Genomic DNA, 14,940 nt, shown 5'->3' on the forward strand with positions numbered 1-14,940 from the left:
GCGAGCTGGCCGCGCCCACCTGCTGCCTAGCTGGGTGCGCCCGCGCCTGCACGCGCCAGGGCGGCGCGGGCGACATCTTCGAAGCGGTGGACGATGGCCTCCCAGCCCAGCGGCAGGGTGGTCTGGCGGGCGGCCTGGCCCAAGGCCCGCATCACGCTGGGGTAACTGGCCGCATAGCGGGCCTGGTCGACAAAGTCGGCATCGTCGTCAAAGCGCGCCAACAGGCCGTTTTCATGGTGGCGCACATGGGTGCGGGCGGCCGCGTAGTCATAGCTGATCACGCCCAGGCCACTGGCCATGGCCTCCAGGGTGACATTGCCGTAGGTTTCGGTGGTGCTGCCGAACAGGAAGACATCGGCCGACGCGTAGTGATCTGCCAGCGCGACGCCCCGTTGCATGCCAGCAAAGCACTGCTCCGGGTGGTTGGCCTGCAGGGCGGCCCGTTCGGGGCCATCGCCCACCCACAGCAGCTTGCTGTCCGGCCGTATGGCCTGCATCTGGCGGAAGGCGGCCAGGACCAGCGGCAGGTTCTTTTCGGCCGCCATGCGTCCTACATAGGCCACCACCTGGGTCTGTTCGCCCGCGCCCCACTTGCTGCGCAAGTCTGCCGAGCGGCGGGAGGGGTCGAATAACTGGGTATCGACCCCGCGAGCCACCACTTCCAGATTGCAGAAGCCTTGTTCGGCCAGCCGCTTGCGTACGTCCTCGCTGGGTACCAGAGTGGCCAGATTGCGATTGTGGAAGCGCCGCAGGTAGCCGCGTACCGGTCGCTCCAGCCATGCCATGCCGTAGTGGGCGCTGTAGCTGTGGAAGTTGGTGTGAAACTCGGAGATGGCCGGTATGCCCAGCTTGCGGGCAGCCCGCAAGGCGCTCCAGCCTAGTGGCCCTTCGGTGACGGCGACGACCAGGTCGGGCCTGTCCGTGCGCCAGCGCCGCAGAAGCTGTCCGGTGGCAGGCAGGCCGAACTTGAGATCAGGATAACGCGGCACCCTGAGGCCGCTGACCAGCAGCTCGTCGCGGCCGCTGGCTTCGTGGTGATGCTGGCGCGGGCGTACCAGCGCTACCCTATGCCCCCTTGCCGCCAACCCGTGCGCCATGCGGCCCACGGTCATGGCGACGCCGTTGACCTCGGGCGGAAAGGTTTCGGTGATCAGGGCAAGATGCAGGGGGCGGTTATCCATGCCGCACAGACTAGCTGCGCGGCCATGTCGCTCGCGTGACGGCGGCGTGAAGAGTTTGTTAATGGCTGGGCAGGGTATCGGTCTGGAAGTACTGCACCACCTCGGTCAGGTCCTGGGCGATGTAGTGTTGGGTGTGAGGGGCATCGAAGTGGGACTTGAAGGCGGCCTCATCGTCAAACCGCTCCCACAGCACAAAGCGGTTGGGCTGGCCGGCATCGTGGTGGGCGGTGAACAGGCTGCAGCCCGGTTCGGTGAGCGACTGCTGGCAAAGCAGCGCCAAGGCGGCCTTGGCCTCGTCCAGTTTGCCTGGGTGCTTTAGCCGCAGCTCGGCGGTGATGTAATAGCCTGACTTGAACATGCATTTTCCTCCGGATTGAAAACAGCCTATTGGCAATTTGAGGCTGATAGTTGAGGCCTTCTTCCGGGGATATCAAGTGGCTGGGTTGGCGGGCATGATGCCCGGCTCTGCCCACTAGTGCGAGTGGCCGTGGTGGTGATCGTGATGGTGGTGGCCGTGGCTGTGCTCGTGGTCGTGCTGCGGCTGGCCGGCTTCGGTCACCGCGGTCAGGGGGATGATCTTGCCGGCCGGGAGCTGGCCGGGCCAGGCGGGCTGCAGGGTGACGTGGTCTATGCCGTAGTCCTTGGCCAGCATGGTCTGGCCAGCGGCCAACAGGCGCGGCCAGCTCTCCGGCTGGTCTATCACAAGGTGGGCCGACAGGGCCACGCGTTCCGGCCCCAGGTGCCAGACATGCAGGTCGTGCACCGACTGCACGCCGCGCAGTGCCGCCAGCGAGGTGCCGATGGCGAGCAGGTCGAGATGGGCCGGCACGCCCTCCATCAGTACATGGCTCGATTGCAGCACCAGTGCCCAGGTGGAACGCAGTATCAGCACCACGACCAGCAGGGACAGGATGGGGTCTATCGGTGCCCAGCCGGTGGCCCAGATCACCAGGCCGGCAACGATGGCGGCGACCGAGCCCAACAGGTCGCCCAGCACATGCATCATTGCGGCGCGGGAGTTCATATTGTGGCTGTCGCCCGACAGCAGCCAGGCCGCAATGATGTTGACCACCAGGCCTACGCTGGCGATGGCCGTGACCCCCAGGCCATCCACCGGCTTGGCGCTGACCAGCCGGCCCAGTGCCTCGATGGCGATCCAGCCCACGATGGCCAGCATGAACAGGCTGTTGACCAGTGCGCCCAATACTTCGGCCCTGGCATAACCGTAGGAGTTGCGGGCTGAGGCAGGACGGCGCGACACCATCTGGGCGAACAGTGCCAGGCCCAGCGCGGCGGCGTCGGTCAGCATATGGCCCGCGTCCGACAGCAGTGCCAGCGAGCCTGTCCACAATCCGCCCAGGGCCTCGATGACGGCGTAGCCAGCCGTCAGCAACAGGGCCAGCAGCAGGCGTTTGCGGCTGGCGTTGTGCAGATCGTGATGATGATGGTCGTGGCCCATGGCTCAGCTCGGGGAGAAGTCGAAATGGGCGGTGGCGACAAATTCGCCCCGCTCGAAGCGGCGTTCGGTCAGGCTGATGGCCTGCCGCCCCAGCCGTAGTACGCTGCTGGCACGGGTGCCGTACTGCGGGGTGCGGATAAATGCGGCAGATAGCGCACGCTCCCACTCCAGCGGTACACCGGTGCGCGGCAGTTGCTCGTCCGGTGCTAGGGCTGGGTCGGCCAGCAGGGCAAACAGCGCTTCATCGTCCTCGCCATGCCGGGCCAGGCCGGCCTTGAGCCGCTCGGCCTTGGGCCAGGGGGTGTCGAAGCGGGCGTTGGAGACGGCATGCACACCTCGACCAAAGCGCAACACGGTGTCGTGGCGGCTTTCATAGCCGAGCAGGCGTTCGCCGTCGTACAGCAGCAGGTTGAAATCATTGTAGCGGGCAATGTCGCGGCGCAGCGTAGCGAGGAACTCGCCCGCAGAGTGCTCACCCTGCAGGAAGTCTGCCACCAGGGCACCCCGCGAGGGCGCATCGGCAAGGTGGCGGCTGGGATCGCGGAAGTTGGTCAGGGCGGCGAAACGGCCATCCCGCCGCACGCCCATCCAGCTACCTCCGGCCATCAGGTCGCGCCCGCCGAGTATGCGCTCGTCCTCCCACCAGTCGGCAGCGGCCGTGGGGCGGGCGTAGAACTCGTCGCGGTTGGCGGCTACCACGAGCGGGGTGGTATGGGCGGGGTCCCAACGAAAGGCAATCAGGCACATGCCCTCAGTTTATGACGAATGATGCCCGCTTGGGGGTATTGCCGCTGGCTAGATGGCCAGTGCAGTGCGGAGCAGGCCTGCCAACAAGCCCAGGGCCAGGACCTTTAGCACCGACCAGCCACGCCACAGCAGCACAAAGCCCGCCAGGGCCAGCAGCAGGGCAGGCCAGTCGGGCCGGCCTTGCGGCAGCAACACATGCAGGCTCAGCAGCAGCGCCAGCTGGGCTATCAGGCCGACGATGGCGGCGGCCATGGTGGCCAGCGGCGCACGCACGCTGGGCAGGTGGCGGGTGGCCTCGACCAGCGGCGCGCCAGCCAGGATAAAGACAAAGGAGGGCAGGAAGGTAAACAGCGTGGCCACCAGTGCACCGGCCCAGCCCTGCCCGGCGGGTGCGGCCAGGTAGCCGACGAAGGCCAGGACCATGATCAAGGGGCCGGGCGTGGTTTCGCCCAGGGCCAGGGCGTCCAGCATCTGCGGGGCGCTTATCCACTGGTACTGGCGCACTGCGGCATCAAAGTAATAGGGCAGCACGGCGTAGGCGCCGCCAAAGCTGACCAGTGCGGCCTTGCCACAGACGCTGGCGATCTCGCCCAGCCGGCCGGTGGGGGCCAGGGCGACAGCCAGCCCGAGGAAGGCGGCGACGAAGACCAGTATGAACAGTAGCCGGCGCCTTAGTGCCAGCGCTGGCTTTGGGGTGTTGGTTGCGGCGGCGGGTCGCTGCCACCAGCCCAGGCCGGCTGCAATCAGCAGCAACAGGGGTATGGGCAGCAAGGCCCACCAGGCGATGGCGAAGGCCGCCAGTGCCAGCGACCAGGCCTGCGGGCCATGCAGGCTCTTGCTGCCGAAGCGCCACAACGCCATGGCCACCAGGGCGATGACCACGGGTTGCACCCCCAGCTTGATGGCGCTGGCTGCCGGGCTCTGGCCAAAGCGCACATACAGCCAGCCCAGCAGCAGCATCAGCAGCAGGGAGGGCAGGATGAACAGCAGGCCGGCAATGATGCCACCCCGCCGGCCATGCAGCAGCCAGCCCAGATAGGTGGCCAGCTGCTGTGCTTCCGGCCCTGGTAGCAGCATGCAATAGGCCAGGGCATGGTTGAAATGCTCGCTGTCTATCCAGCCTCGCCGCTCCACCAGTTCTTCACGCAGCAAGGCAATCTGGCCGGCAGGGCCGCCGAAGGAAATGAAGCCCAGCTTGAGCCAGAAGCGGCTGGCGACTGCCAGGCTGGGGGGCGTCATGTACGCAACGCCGTATCGAGCCGGCCACTGCGTGCCAGCAGGCATAGCAGGGAGGGCCAGAGCAGGGTGTTGACCCAGTCGTGCAGGCTGGCTTGCCAGTGCCAATGGCCCAGCAGGCTGAGTGCGTTGTGCCTGTCCAGCAGCTCGCCGGCCGTAGCGGCCAGTGCGGCCATGGCAAGGGGGAGTAAGGAACGCGGGGAACGGCGCCCCAGCAGCATGGCCAGCAGCCATACCAAGAGGCCGATGTGCAGGTGGAGGCTGTCGCGGGAGAGGCCAGTGAGGTCTACCAGGGCGAGCTTGCCGGCCTGGAAAAGGCTGGGTTCCATGGGGGATGTCTTGTCGCAGATAAGGGCTGGCGGCATTATGCCGCAATGAAAGGCAAGGCCAGATGACAAGACGCGTACTGACGGGCGATGATTTCCGGGCCATGCCCTGGCGGAACGGCGGGGGCAGTACCTGCGAGCTGTATCGCCTGCCTCATCCGCAGCGCCCCGATGATTTTGCCCTGCGGCTGTCCATTGCCACCGTGGCTGAGGGCGGGCCGTTTTCCAGCTTTCCTCTGGTCGACCGCACCCTGCTGCTGCTGGAGGGGGATGGCATGGCGCTGCAGTTTGAGGCTGGCGAGGAGGTGCTGCTGTCCGAACCGCTGCAGCCCTTGCGGTTTGCCGGTGAGGCGGCCGTAAGCTGCCGCCTGCTGGGTGGCAGCCTGCGGGACTTCAACCTGATGGTGGCGCGCGACTGGGGCGAGGCCAGCCTGGCGGTGGAGCAGTTGGCTGCCGGTCAGTCGGTGACGCTGGATGGTTCCAGGGTGCTGGTCTACCTGCTGCAGGGGCAACTGGACGACGCGGACGGATCATTGCTGCCCGGCCAGCTCCTGCTGCTGCAGGAGGCTGCGCAGACCCTGACCGCCACCACAGCCTGCCGCTATATCAGGGTGGTGGCGGCGCCGCGCGCTTGCATTCCCAGCCCTTGAACCATCCGGGCTTGCCCCGATTTTCGCTGTATCACCATTGGAATCCTGCACCATGACCGCGCCTGAAGCCCAGTTGACCGTCGATCTTTCCGGCCTGAATTGCCCCCTGCCCATACTGCGGGCCAAGAAGGCCCTGGCCGATCTGCCCAGCGGCACGGTGCTGCACCTTGTCTGCACCGACCCCGGCACACCCAGCGACTTTGAGGCATTCTGCCGCCAGACGGGCCATGAGCTGGCACACCAGGAGCCGGCCGACGGGAAGTTCCTGTTCTGGATACGCCGGCGTTAATGCGTACTGGCCTGCAGGGCATGCATGCGCTGTAGCGACAGGGTGACCAGTTCCCGCAGCGCAGCCATGTCCACCTGTGCCAGCGACTTCAGATACATGCAGCTCTTGCCCAGCCTGTGCTTGCCCAGGCGGGCCAGCAAGGGGGCATGCTCGTCGAAGCCAGCTAGCAGGTAGAGCGTGAGATCTTGCTTGCGGGGTGAGAAGCCCAGCATGAACATATCGCCTTCATGGCCGCTGGCGTAGCGATAGTGATATTGGCCGAAGCCCACCATGCTGCTGGCCCAGATGACCGGTGGATAGCCACTGATCTCCTGCATCAGGGTGGTGAGGGTGCGGCAATCGGCCTGCCGCTGCGGATCGCCTATGCCCGCCAGGAATTCCGCGATGGTCTCGCCGCTGGGGCGAGTCTTGGTGGTGCTGCTCATGTGGGGCTCCCTGGGGCCTGCTTGAACACAAGTCAATGATGGACCGTAACAGCTAGAGCAGGCGCCTAAGCTGCCCTGATACGCCAGGCACTTACCGATAATGCGCCAGTGTAGTGTAGGCAAAACCGGTGGGGCCAGGGCGGAGGCCGGGTGTGCGACATTCTCCACAAGGCCTTGGATTCACGGGATAATTGCAGCTTACCGCCACTCTGCTTCCCTGAGCCATGACCCAAATTACGCTTATCCGCCCCGATGACTGGCACCTGCACCTGCGCGACGGTGATGCCTTGAAAGCAGTGCTGCCTGACACAGCTCGCCGCTTTGGCCGCGCCATCGTGATGCCCAATCTGAAACCACCTGTGCGTACGGTGGCAGAGGCAGCGGCCTACCGTGAGCGCATCCTGGCGGCCGTGCCGGCTGGCATGGCGTTTGAGCCGCTGATGACCCTGTACCTGACCGATGTGACACCGCCCGAAGAAATAGAGCGGGTCAAGGCCAGTGGCTTCGTCAAGGCGCTCAAGCTCTACCCCGCTGGCGCCACTACCAACTCGGATGCCGGCGTGACCGATGTGAACAAGGTGCTGCCCACCCTGGCGGCCATGGCCGAGCTTGGCGTGCCCCTGCTGGTGCACGGTGAAGTCACCGATACGGCGGTCGATGTATTCGACCGCGAAGCCGTGTTCATCGATCAGGTCATGAAGCCCTTGCTGGAGAAGCTGCCCCGGCTCAAGGTGGTGTTCGAGCACATCACCACCAAGCAAGCGGCCAATTTCGTCTGGAGCGCCGGCGACAATGTCGCGGCCACTATTACGGCCCATCATCTGCTGATGAACCGCAATGCCCTGTTCCAGGGAGGCATACGACCGCACCATTACTGCCTGCCTGTACTCAAGCGCGAGATTCATCGCCAGGCGCTGATGGATGTGGCGGTCAGTGGCAGCCCCAAATTCTTCCTCGGCACCGACAGTGCGCCGCATGGCAAATCCACCAAGGAGGCCGCCTGCGGCTGTGCCGGCATGTATACCGCCAACAATGGCATCGAGCTGTATGCCGAGGCCTTTGATGCCGTGGGGGCGCTGGACAAGCTGGAAGGTTTCGCCAGCCGCTTTGGCCCGCTGTTCTATGGCCTGCCGGCCAATCCTGACCATATCACCCTGGTCAAGGAGCCCACGCCGGTGCCCCTGGAGCTGCCCTATGTCGGTAGCGACACCCTGGTGCCCTTGCGTGCCGGTGAAACCGTAGGCTGGCGTCTGCAGGCTTGAGCGCAGATAGCTGGGCAGCGATACCTGGCAATCAGGCGGCAAAGCCAAACTTGCCTGCAGGGGGCTTGACCGGGGTGGTAGACTAGCAGGGCGAAGTTGGCCGGACAGTCGCCGCCCGCGCAAGCGGGGGGAGGAAAGTCCGGGCTTCATAGGGCAGGATGCCGGCTAACGGCCGGGCGTCGTGAGGCGACGGAAAGTGGAACAGAGAGCTGAACCGCCGATGGCTGGACTGCATGGCCCGCAAGGGTTGTGTGGTTGTACCCGAACCAGGCGCAAGCCGGGCAAGGGCAGCACAGGTAAGGGTGAAAAGGTGCGGTAAGAGCGCACCGCTCGACTGGTAACAGCTCGAGGCAGGCTAAACCCCATCCGAAGCAAGACCAAATAGGCAAGCGTTGACGGGGCCCCCTGAGCTTGCGGGTAGGTTGCTTGAGGCGTGCAGCAATGTACGTCCTAGAGGAATGACTGTCGGCAGCGGGCAACCGCTGCGTCACAGGACCCGGCTTACAGGCCGACTTCGCCTTTGATACCCCCAAGAGACGCAGCCCTGTGCTGCGTCTTTTGCTTGCTGGCTTGCGGGCACTAGAAGTGCCGGCGTAGATCCAGCCCCTTGTACAAGCCGGCTACCTCGTCGGCATAGCCATTGAACATCAGGGTCTTGCGCTTGAGGAATTCGCCTATGCGGCGTTCGCTGGCCTGGCTCCAGCGCGGGTGATCCACTTCGGGGTTCACGTTGGAGTAGAAGCCGTACTCGGTGGGTGCGGCGCGGGTCCAGCTGCTGATGGGCTGTTTCTCTACCAGCCGTATCCTGACGATGGACTTGATGCTCTTGAAGCCATACTTCCAAGGCACCACCAGCCTGACCGGCGCGCCGTTCTGGCGCGGCAGCGGCTTGCCATAGAGGCCCACCGCCAGGATGGCGAGCGGGTGCATGGCCTCATCCAGGCGCAAGCCTTCCACATAGGGCCAGTCCAGCACCGAGGTCTTCTGGCCTGGCATCTGTTCGGGTGCCAACAGGGTGGTGAACTCCAGGTATTTGCCCCGGCTGGTGGGTTCCACCTGCTTGAGCAAGGCGCTCAAGGGCAGGCCTACCCAGGGGATGACCATGGACCAGCCCTCAACGCAGCGCAGGCGGTAGATGCGCTCTTCCAGCGGGGCCAGCTTGAGCAGGCTGTCGATATCAAAGCGGCGTGGCTTGGCCACCTCGCCGCCAACCTCCACCACCCAGGGATCGGTCTTGAGCGTGTGGGCATGGTCGGCCGGATCGCCCTTATCGGTGCCGAACTCGTAGAAATTGTTGTAGCTGGTGATCTGGCCCAGGCTGTTCTGCGGCTCGCTGCTGCTGTAGCGGCTCTTGTAGAAGGTGGGCAGCTTCTCCAGCGGGGCGGCGACGGCCTCGGGCAGCAAGGCCGCCGCACCCAGTGCCGCTGCGCCCTGCATCCAGGCACGGCGGCTCAGGTAGAGGTCTTCCGGCGTGATCTCGCTGGGGGCGATATGGGGCGGACGATAGGCGGACATGGCGACTCCTGCTGGGTACGGGGTTTGGACCCACCTTGGTCGTACCGGTTCGGCATTTCTGACGGGGCGCCGGGCTGTGGATAACTAGCCCGCTAGCCTTGCCCTAGGCGCTGCTGCCATAGCGCCACCAGTGCCAGCCTCCCATGATGCAGGAGGCAAGCAGCATGGCATAGGCCAGGGTGACGATATGGCCACGGAAGCGCTGGCGTGTCTCGGGCTTGAGGACGGCATTCCAAAGCAGCAACAGCACGGCCAGGAACAGGCCCAGCCGTATCAGTTTGACCAGCATCTCAGCCACCTCCTGCCGAGTCGCCTACAGGCATTGCACCACGCCCTCGGCGTACTGGCGTGCTCCCAGCAGGGTGTTCTCGGTACCGGACTTGTAGCTCAGCAGCTGCCAGCTCTTGCAGCCGAGCTTCTGGGTGAAGGTATCGGCGCGGCGACGGAAAAACTGCTCGGCCTGGCCGTCAAACAGTAGTGAGGAGCCGGTGACACGCAGTTGGTACTTCTTTTGACCGAGATAGCGGGTGTCGCTGTCCTGCAGCACGCCGTTGTTTTCTGCCACTGCCTGACCGGTCTGCTGGAGCTGCGCACAGGCGGATAACAGCAATGACATCGGTATTAGTAGGGCAAGAATGCGGTTGGACATGAAGGCGTTTTCCGAACGAAGTTGAGACGTTACTTTCAGGTTTTAACATAAACCCTTATTTGCAAAGGATTATTGCATTAGGGTACTACTTGGCAAATTAGCCGTAAGTGATTGTAGCAAAAACAAAAAATCCCAAAGCGTTAGCTTGACCCGGTTTGATTCCTTGCCATATAGTGGGGTGTAGTGGGAAAAAGTGGTGAAAAGTGTTTCATCCGCCCACGAATGGATTTTTCCTGGAAGGCTTTAAGTCGGGCTTTCTCCCCCAATGCGGGAACTTGGCGTTAATCATGTTTGGCGGCGTAGCACTCCTTAACCTCGACAGCAAAGGGCGATTGGCCATACCGGCCAAGCATCGCGACGCCCTGCTTGAGGGTTGCGGCGGGCGGCTGACGGTCACGGTCGATCCCAGCCAGTGCCTGCTGATCTATCCCCAGCCTGCCTGGGAACCTGTGCGTGACAAACTGAATAATCTACCTGCTTTCAATCCCCAGGCCCGCGCATTGCAGCGCCTGATCCTGGGCCATGCGGAGGAGGTGGAGATCGATTCCGCCGGCCGCATCCTGCTGTCTACCACCCTGCGCAGCTTTGCCCAACTCGACAAGGCCGTGGCCCTGGTTGGCCTGGGCAGTAAGTTCGAGTTGTGGGATGAAGCGCGCTGGCATGCGCAAACCGCTGCAGCGCTGGCCATGTCGCCAGCCGATATTGCAGCCCAACTTGACGGTTTCGTGCTGTGAGCGCCGCTGACTTTCTCCACCGCACGGTGCTGCTAACCGAAGCGGTGGACGGGTTGGCCATCAAGCCCGATGGTTGCTACGTGGACTGCACCTATGGCCGTGGCGGCCATTCCCGCTTGATTCTTTCCCGTCTGGGACCAGCTGGGCGCCTGATCGCGTTCGACAAGGACCCGCAGGCCGTCGCCAATGCCCGCAGCATTGCCGACCCCCGATTCAGCATCGTGCATGAGCCCTATGCCGCCTTCCACAGCGGCCTGGATGAATTGGGCGTGGGCCTGGTCGACGGTGTGCTGATGGACCTGGGTGTGTCTTCCCCCCAGATAGATGACGCCAGCCGTGGCTTCAGCTTTCGCTTTGATGCCCCGCTGGACATGCGCATGGATACGACCCGGGGCCAAACGGCCGCGGAATGGCTGGCAACGGCCGAGCAGGCAGACATCACAGAGGTGATACGGGACTATGGCGAAGAACGGTTTGCTAAACAGATTGCAGGCGCGCTTGTTGCGGCTCGGGTCGAAAACCCTGTCGTCACAACAGGACAACTTTCCCAGATCGTGGCAAAGGCCGTCCGCACCCGGGAGCCGGGCCAGGATCCGGCGACGCGCACCTTCCAGGCTATACGGATTTACATCAATCGTGAGCTTGAGGAGCTGTCGCTGACCTTGCCCCAGGCCCTGGGCCGCTTGGCAGCGGGCGGTCGTTTTTCCGTCATTGCCTTCCATTCGTTGGAAGACCGTATCGTCAAGCGCTTCATGCAGGACGCCGCCAAGGCCGATCGCCTGCCCTCGCGCCTGCCGGTGCGGGCTGCTGATATCGGCGAGGCGCCGCTGAAGTTGATCGGCAAGCCGGTGCGAGCATCGCAAGCCGAAGTGGATGAAAACCCGCGCGCCCGCAGCGCCATTCTGCGTATTGCAGAGCGTACAGGTGCGCCCATTCCCAAAGGGATGAGCGCTTAAGTGACGCGGTTGAACTTGTTGTTGCTCTTTGTCCTTATCGCCTGTGCGCTGGGGGTCGTTACCTCACAGCATAAAGCCCGGCGAGCCTATATCGAGTTGCAGAAGGCGCAGGCCGAGGCACGCCGTCTGGATGTGGAGTGGGGCCAGTTGCAGCTGGAGCAAAGCACCTGGGCCATGCATTCGCGGATAGAACGGGAAGCCTCGACCCGGCTGAACATGCGAGTGCCTGATGGCGCCCATACCCAGCTGGCTCCGGTGGCCGGAGGCGCGCAGTAATGGCCTATCGCACCAACAAGAACCTCGCCCTCAAGCTGCAGATGTGGCGTGCCTGGCTGGTGCTGGGCGGCTTGCTGACCTTGTTCCTGGTGCTGGTGGGGCGTGCTGCCTACCTGATGAGCTACAAGGAAGAGTTCCTGCGCGAGCAGGGCGAAGCCCGCTACAGCCGCCGGCTGGTGCTGGAAGCCAATCGCGGCATGATTACCGACCGCAACGGCGAGCCGCTGGCGATATCGACCCCAGTGCAGTCGGTCTGGGCCAGCCCACCGGACGTGCCCAAGCTGACCGACACGCAGCTGGCCAATCTGGCGCGTGCCCTGGGGCTCAAGCCGGCCGAGGTGAAGCGCAAGCTGGCCGACAAGAAGCGCGACTTCGTCTACCTGCGCCGGCAGATGCCGCCGGATGCCGCCGAGCGTGTGCTGGGCCTGGGCATTCCCGGTGTCGCCAAGCAGACCGAGTACCGCCGCTTCTACCCGGCAGGCGAGGTGCTGGCGCATGTGATCGGCTTTACCGGCATAGACAACAAGGGCCAGGAAGGCTTTGAACTGACCCGTGAATCCATGCTGGCGGGCAAGCCCGGCAGTCGCCAGGTGATCAAGGACAGGCGCGGCTACATCGTCGAGGATGTGACCAGCATAGAGAAGCCACGTGACGGCCAGACGCTGACGCTGAGCATAGACAGCAAGATCCAGTACTTGGCTTTCCGCGAGCTGAAGAAGGCGGTGGAGAGCACCAATGCCAAGGGGGGCGGCATCGTGGTGCTGGATTCGCATACTGGTGAGGTGCTGGCGCTGGCGAACATGCCCAGCTTCAACCCCAATAACCGCGAGAAGCTGGATCCGGCCTCCCGCCGCAACCGGGCGTTGACCGATGTGTACGAACCGGGCTCCACCCTGAAGCCGTTCACGGTGGCGGCGGCCCTGGAGACGGGCAATGTCACGCCGCAGACGGTGGTGCAGACCGGCAACGGCAGATACAGCATCGGCCCCGCTACCGTGCATGACACCAGGCCGCATGGTGCCATCACGGTGGAGCAGGTGATACAGCGCTCCAGCAATGTAGGCACCAGCAAGCTGCAGCTCGACATGGGCAGGGAGTACCTGTGGACCTTCTACGACAGCCTGGGCTTTGGACAGCTGCCACGTAGCGGCTTCCCCGGTGAGGTAGCGGGCCGCTTGCGGCCCTGGAAGAACTGGGTACCGATAGATCAGGCCACCATGTCTTATGGCCACGGTATCTCGGTGAGTTTGCTACAGATAGCGCGGGCCTATCAGATCTTTGCCACGGATGGCGAGATCAGGCCCATCAGTTTTCAGAAGTTGGTCGCTCCCTTGCCGGGGCGGTCGGTAATCAAGCCGGAAACGGCACAGGCGATACGCAAGATGCTGGAGATGGTGACCCAACCTGGAGGTACTGCGCTGCGCGCCCAAGTGGCGGGCTATCGCGTGGGCGGCAAGACCGGGACGGCGCACAAGCTGGCGGGCGGCGCGTACGCGACTGACAAATACGTGGGTTCGTTCGTGGGTATCGCACCCATGTCGGCCCCCAGGCTGATCGTGGCGGTGATGATAGACGAACCCGAACCGATACCTGGGCGTTACTACGGTGGCTACGTGGCTGCACCGGTATTCAGTGCCGTGGTGGCCGGCAGCCTGCGGGTGATGGGCATACCACCCGATGCGCCGCAGAACGTGCCGCAACTGGATATGTTGGGCGACCTTGTGAAGGAGGAAATGTGAAACCAGGCACTTGGCTTCTCCCTTCGCCCGATTGGGCTGCTATAGACGCGATCGCAGCAGGCCGGCGGGTGCTGGCCGATAGTCGGCAGATACAGCCCGGCGATGTATTCCTTGCCTACAAGGGCGAATACAGCGACGGCCGCGACCATATCGCCAACGCGATCAGTGCCGGTGCGGCTTGCATACTGTGGGAAGCCGAGGACTACGCCTGGCGCACTGAATGGGCTGCAGTGCCCAACCTGGCCATACCCCGGCTACGCGAACTGGCCGGCATCGTGGCGGCCCACCTGCTGGGCAATCCCAGCCAGGCACTGCATTGCGTGGGCGTGACGGGCACCAATGGCAAGACCAGCTGTGCCCATTGGCTGGCCCAGGCCTATACCCTGCTGGGCGAAAAGGCGGCCTTGATCGGCACGGTGGGCTATGGCTTCCTGCCGCAGCTGGAAGAAGCCAGCCACACCACGCCTGATGCCGTCCGCTTGCAGAACCTGATTGCCCGCTATCGCAGCGAAGGCGCCAGCCACCTGGCCATGGAAGTCAGCTCGCATGGGCTGGAGCAGGCGCGTGCCCATGGGGTGGCCTTCCATACCGCCGTGTTCACCAATCTGACCCGCGACCACCTGGACTACCACGGCAGCATGGCAGCCTATGGCGCCAGCAAGCAAAGGCTGTTCGAGTGGGAGGGCTTGCGGGCTGCCGTAATCAATGCCGACGACAGCTTTGGCGCCCAACTGTTGGCCCAGCTGCCAGCGGGGCTAGGCTTGTCCTATGGCCTGAATGCCGGCGATATCCGCGCGGACACGGTGGAAACCAGTCTGGCCGGACTCAGGCTGGCGGTGGCTACACCGTGGGGCCGGACCGAGATCAACAGCCCCCTGGTGGGGCGCTTCAATGCCTATAACCTGCTGGCCTGCCTGGGTGTATTGCTCAGCAGCGGGGTAGCGCTGGCAGATGCCGCCGCAGTGCTGGGCCGTATCGAATCGGCCAAGGGACGCATGCAACGCCTGGGTGGTGGTGACCTGCCGCTGGTGGTGGTCGATTATGCCCACACGCCGGATGCCCTGGAGAAGGCCTTGTCCACCCTGCGCGAGATCATGCCTGGCAAGCGTCGCCTGTACTGCGTGTTTGGTTGTGGCGGCGACCGGGACCGGGGCAAGCGCCCCGAGATGGCCCGTATCGCCTGCAGCCTGGCCAATACGGTGATCATCACCAATGACAACCCACGTACCGAGGACCCCAAGCAGATCATCCACGACATTCTGGATGGCGTGGACGGCGCTTCGGCCAAGAACCCACATTTCGGCGACTACAGCGTACAGCGTGATCGCGCCGCGGCCATCGCCGCCGCCATCGAGCTGGCCGAGCCCGGCGACGTGGTACTGATCGCCGGCAAGGGCCACGAGGAATACCAGGACGCGAACGGTGTGAAGGCGCCGTTCAGCGATGAACAACAAGCAAGGGCTGCATTGGCAGCCTGGAAGCCATTGAAGTGAACA

General features: G+C 64.1%; 18 protein-coding genes and 1 other RNA gene. 9 read left to right on the forward strand and 10 right to left on the reverse strand.

Translation table 11 applies throughout. The features are described 5' to 3' along the window. Window positions 1-26: 26 nt before the first annotated feature. From QQK16_RS06945 to QQK16_RS06970, 6 genes are all read right to left on the reverse strand, one after another. On the reverse strand, window positions 27-1,181 hold the full coding sequence (locus QQK16_RS06945; RefSeq protein ID WP_284195698.1) for a glycosyltransferase family 4 protein: 1,155 nt from the start codon (window positions 1,179-1,181) through the stop codon (window positions 27-29). A gap of 58 nt (window positions 1,182-1,239) precedes the next feature. Further along, a complete protein-coding gene (locus QQK16_RS06950; RefSeq protein WP_284195699.1) occupies window positions 1,240-1,539 on the reverse strand; it encodes a putative quinol monooxygenase in 300 nt (99 codons plus the stop codon). Between the two features lie 114 nt (window positions 1,540-1,653). Then, on the reverse strand, window positions 1,654-2,640 hold the full coding sequence (locus QQK16_RS06955; protein WP_284195700.1) for a cation diffusion facilitator family transporter: 987 nt from the start codon (window positions 2,638-2,640) through the stop codon (window positions 1,654-1,656). A gap of 3 nt (window positions 2,641-2,643) precedes the next feature. Next, window positions 2,644-3,387 carry an NRDE family protein gene (locus tag QQK16_RS06960; protein ID WP_284195701.1) on the reverse strand — a complete coding sequence of 248 codons (744 nt, stop codon included), beginning with the start codon at window positions 3,385-3,387 and terminating at the stop codon, window positions 2,644-2,646. Between the two features lie 48 nt (window positions 3,388-3,435). Next, the gene (gene chrA, locus QQK16_RS06965; RefSeq protein ID WP_284195702.1) at window positions 3,436-4,626 is read right to left on the reverse strand and encodes a chromate efflux transporter; all 1,191 of its coding nucleotides are present in this window, start codon (window positions 4,624-4,626) and stop codon (window positions 3,436-3,438) included. After that, window positions 4,623-4,952, reverse strand: coding sequence for a hypothetical protein (locus QQK16_RS06970; RefSeq protein ID WP_284195703.1), 330 nt, complete (start codon window positions 4,950-4,952; stop codon window positions 4,623-4,625). Before QQK16_RS06970 ends, chrA begins: the two co-directional genes overlap by 4 nt. A gap of 62 nt (window positions 4,953-5,014) precedes the next feature. Between QQK16_RS06970 and QQK16_RS06975 the strand changes: the two genes are divergently transcribed. Then, entirely contained in the window at window positions 5,015-5,599 is a 585-nt protein-coding gene (locus QQK16_RS06975; protein ID WP_284195704.1) for a HutD/Ves family protein, read from the forward strand. Window positions 5,600-5,651: 52 nt separating this feature from the next. Next, window positions 5,652-5,888 (forward strand): sulfurtransferase TusA family protein, encoded by a 237-nt coding sequence (locus QQK16_RS06980; RefSeq protein ID WP_284195705.1) that lies wholly within the window; start codon window positions 5,652-5,654, stop codon window positions 5,886-5,888. Here the strand turns inward: QQK16_RS06980 and QQK16_RS06985 are convergent. Next, window positions 5,885-6,313, reverse strand: a complete 429-nt coding sequence (locus tag QQK16_RS06985) for a DUF1801 domain-containing protein (RefSeq protein WP_284195706.1) — start codon at window positions 6,311-6,313, stop codon at window positions 5,885-5,887. The genes QQK16_RS06980 and QQK16_RS06985 overlap by 4 nt on opposite strands. Window positions 6,314-6,537: 224 nt before the next feature. On the opposite strand from QQK16_RS06985, the gene pyrC reads away from it, so the two are divergent. Then, window positions 6,538-7,575 (forward strand): dihydroorotase, encoded by a 1,038-nt coding sequence (pyrC, locus tag QQK16_RS06990; RefSeq protein ID WP_284195707.1) that lies wholly within the window; start codon window positions 6,538-6,540, stop codon window positions 7,573-7,575. 92 nt (window positions 7,576-7,667) lie between these two features. Next, window positions 7,668-8,095, forward strand: an RNA gene (gene rnpB / locus QQK16_RS06995) — RNase P RNA component class A. Window positions 8,096-8,154: 59 nt separating this feature from the next. On the opposite strand, the gene msrP is transcribed toward rnpB, so the two are convergent. The 3 genes from msrP to QQK16_RS07010 all read right to left on the reverse strand — a co-directional run bounded on the left by msrP (window position 8,155) and on the right by QQK16_RS07010 (window position 9,739). Next, window positions 8,155-9,090, reverse strand: coding sequence for a protein-methionine-sulfoxide reductase catalytic subunit MsrP (gene msrP, locus QQK16_RS07000; RefSeq protein WP_284195708.1), 936 nt, complete (start codon window positions 9,088-9,090; stop codon window positions 8,155-8,157). Between the two features lie 103 nt (window positions 9,091-9,193). Beyond that, window positions 9,194-9,379 carry a protein MIGRI gene (locus tag QQK16_RS07005; RefSeq protein WP_284195709.1) on the reverse strand — a complete coding sequence of 62 codons (186 nt, stop codon included), beginning with the start codon at window positions 9,377-9,379 and terminating at the stop codon, window positions 9,194-9,196. A 24-nt stretch (window positions 9,380-9,403) separates the two neighbouring features. Next, a complete protein-coding gene (locus QQK16_RS07010; protein ID WP_284195710.1) occupies window positions 9,404-9,739 on the reverse strand; it encodes a hypothetical protein in 336 nt (111 codons plus the stop codon). 287 nt (window positions 9,740-10,026) lie between these two features. On the opposite strand from QQK16_RS07010, the gene mraZ reads away from it, so the two are divergent. The 5 genes from mraZ to QQK16_RS07035 are packed head-to-tail and all read left to right on the forward strand — an operon-like array spanning window position 10,027 to window position 14,937. Further along, window positions 10,027-10,473, forward strand: coding sequence for a division/cell wall cluster transcriptional repressor MraZ (gene mraZ / locus QQK16_RS07015; protein WP_284195711.1), 447 nt, complete (start codon window positions 10,027-10,029; stop codon window positions 10,471-10,473). Continuing rightward, window positions 10,470-11,429 (forward strand): 16S rRNA (cytosine(1402)-N(4))-methyltransferase RsmH, encoded by a 960-nt coding sequence (rsmH, locus tag QQK16_RS07020; RefSeq protein WP_284195712.1) that lies wholly within the window; start codon window positions 10,470-10,472, stop codon window positions 11,427-11,429. The genes mraZ and rsmH overlap by 4 nt, the downstream gene beginning before the upstream one ends. After that, window positions 11,430-11,705 carry a cell division protein FtsL gene (gene ftsL / locus QQK16_RS07025; RefSeq protein WP_284195713.1) on the forward strand — a complete coding sequence of 92 codons (276 nt, stop codon included), beginning with the start codon at window positions 11,430-11,432 and terminating at the stop codon, window positions 11,703-11,705. Continuing rightward, window positions 11,705-13,444, forward strand: coding sequence for a peptidoglycan D,D-transpeptidase FtsI family protein (locus tag QQK16_RS07030; RefSeq protein ID WP_284195714.1), 1,740 nt, complete (start codon window positions 11,705-11,707; stop codon window positions 13,442-13,444). The genes ftsL and QQK16_RS07030 overlap by 1 nt, the downstream gene beginning before the upstream one ends. Beyond that, window positions 13,441-14,937: a UDP-N-acetylmuramoyl-L-alanyl-D-glutamate--2,6-diaminopimelate ligase gene (locus QQK16_RS07035; protein WP_284195715.1), complete on the forward strand. Its 1,497-nt coding sequence runs from the start codon at window positions 13,441-13,443 to the stop codon at window positions 14,935-14,937. The genes QQK16_RS07030 and QQK16_RS07035 overlap by 4 nt, the downstream gene beginning before the upstream one ends. The last annotated feature ends 3 nt before the right edge of the window (window positions 14,938-14,940 follow it).

It is taken from the genome of Chitinimonas prasina (genome assembly GCF_030160395.1).
GTDB lineage: Bacteria > Pseudomonadota > Gammaproteobacteria > Burkholderiales > Chitinimonadaceae > Chitinimonas > Chitinimonas prasina.

Excerpts from the sequence above, each read along its gene's own strand:
- QQK16_RS06970 (WP_284195703.1), bottom strand. The coding sequence starts at position 4,952 with ATGGAACCCAGCCTTTTCCAGGCCGGCAAGCTCGCCCTGGTAGACCTC.
- QQK16_RS06985 (WP_284195706.1), bottom strand. The coding sequence starts at position 6,313 with ATGAGCAGCACCACCAAGACTCGCCCCAGCGGCGAGACCATCGCGGAA.
- chrA (WP_284195702.1), bottom strand. The coding sequence starts at position 4,626 with ATGACGCCCCCCAGCCTGGCAGTCGCCAGCCGCTTCTGGCTCAAGCTG.
- QQK16_RS07010 (WP_284195710.1), bottom strand. The coding sequence starts at position 9,739 with ATGTCCAACCGCATTCTTGCCCTACTAATACCGATGTCATTGCTGTTA.
- QQK16_RS06975 (WP_284195704.1), top strand. The coding sequence starts at position 5,015 with ATGACAAGACGCGTACTGACGGGCGATGATTTCCGGGCCATGCCCTGG.
- QQK16_RS07005 (WP_284195709.1), bottom strand. The coding sequence starts at position 9,379 with ATGCTGGTCAAACTGATACGGCTGGGCCTGTTCCTGGCCGTGCTGTTG.
- msrP (WP_284195708.1), bottom strand. The coding sequence starts at position 9,090 with ATGTCCGCCTATCGTCCGCCCCATATCGCCCCCAGCGAGATCACGCCG.
- QQK16_RS06955 (WP_284195700.1), bottom strand. The coding sequence starts at position 2,640 with ATGGGCCACGACCATCATCATCACGATCTGCACAACGCCAGCCGCAAA.
- mraZ (WP_284195711.1), top strand. The coding sequence starts at position 10,027 with ATGTTTGGCGGCGTAGCACTCCTTAACCTCGACAGCAAAGGGCGATTG.
- QQK16_RS06980 (WP_284195705.1), top strand. The coding sequence starts at position 5,652 with ATGACCGCGCCTGAAGCCCAGTTGACCGTCGATCTTTCCGGCCTGAAT.
- QQK16_RS07030 (WP_284195714.1), top strand. The coding sequence starts at position 11,705 with ATGGCCTATCGCACCAACAAGAACCTCGCCCTCAAGCTGCAGATGTGG.
- pyrC (WP_284195707.1), top strand. The coding sequence starts at position 6,538 with ATGACCCAAATTACGCTTATCCGCCCCGATGACTGGCACCTGCACCTG.
- QQK16_RS06950 (WP_284195699.1), bottom strand. The coding sequence starts at position 1,539 with ATGTTCAAGTCAGGCTATTACATCACCGCCGAGCTGCGGCTAAAGCAC.
- QQK16_RS06945 (WP_284195698.1), bottom strand. The coding sequence starts at position 1,181 with ATGGATAACCGCCCCCTGCATCTTGCCCTGATCACCGAAACCTTTCCG.
- QQK16_RS06960 (WP_284195701.1), bottom strand. The coding sequence starts at position 3,387 with ATGTGCCTGATTGCCTTTCGTTGGGACCCCGCCCATACCACCCCGCTC.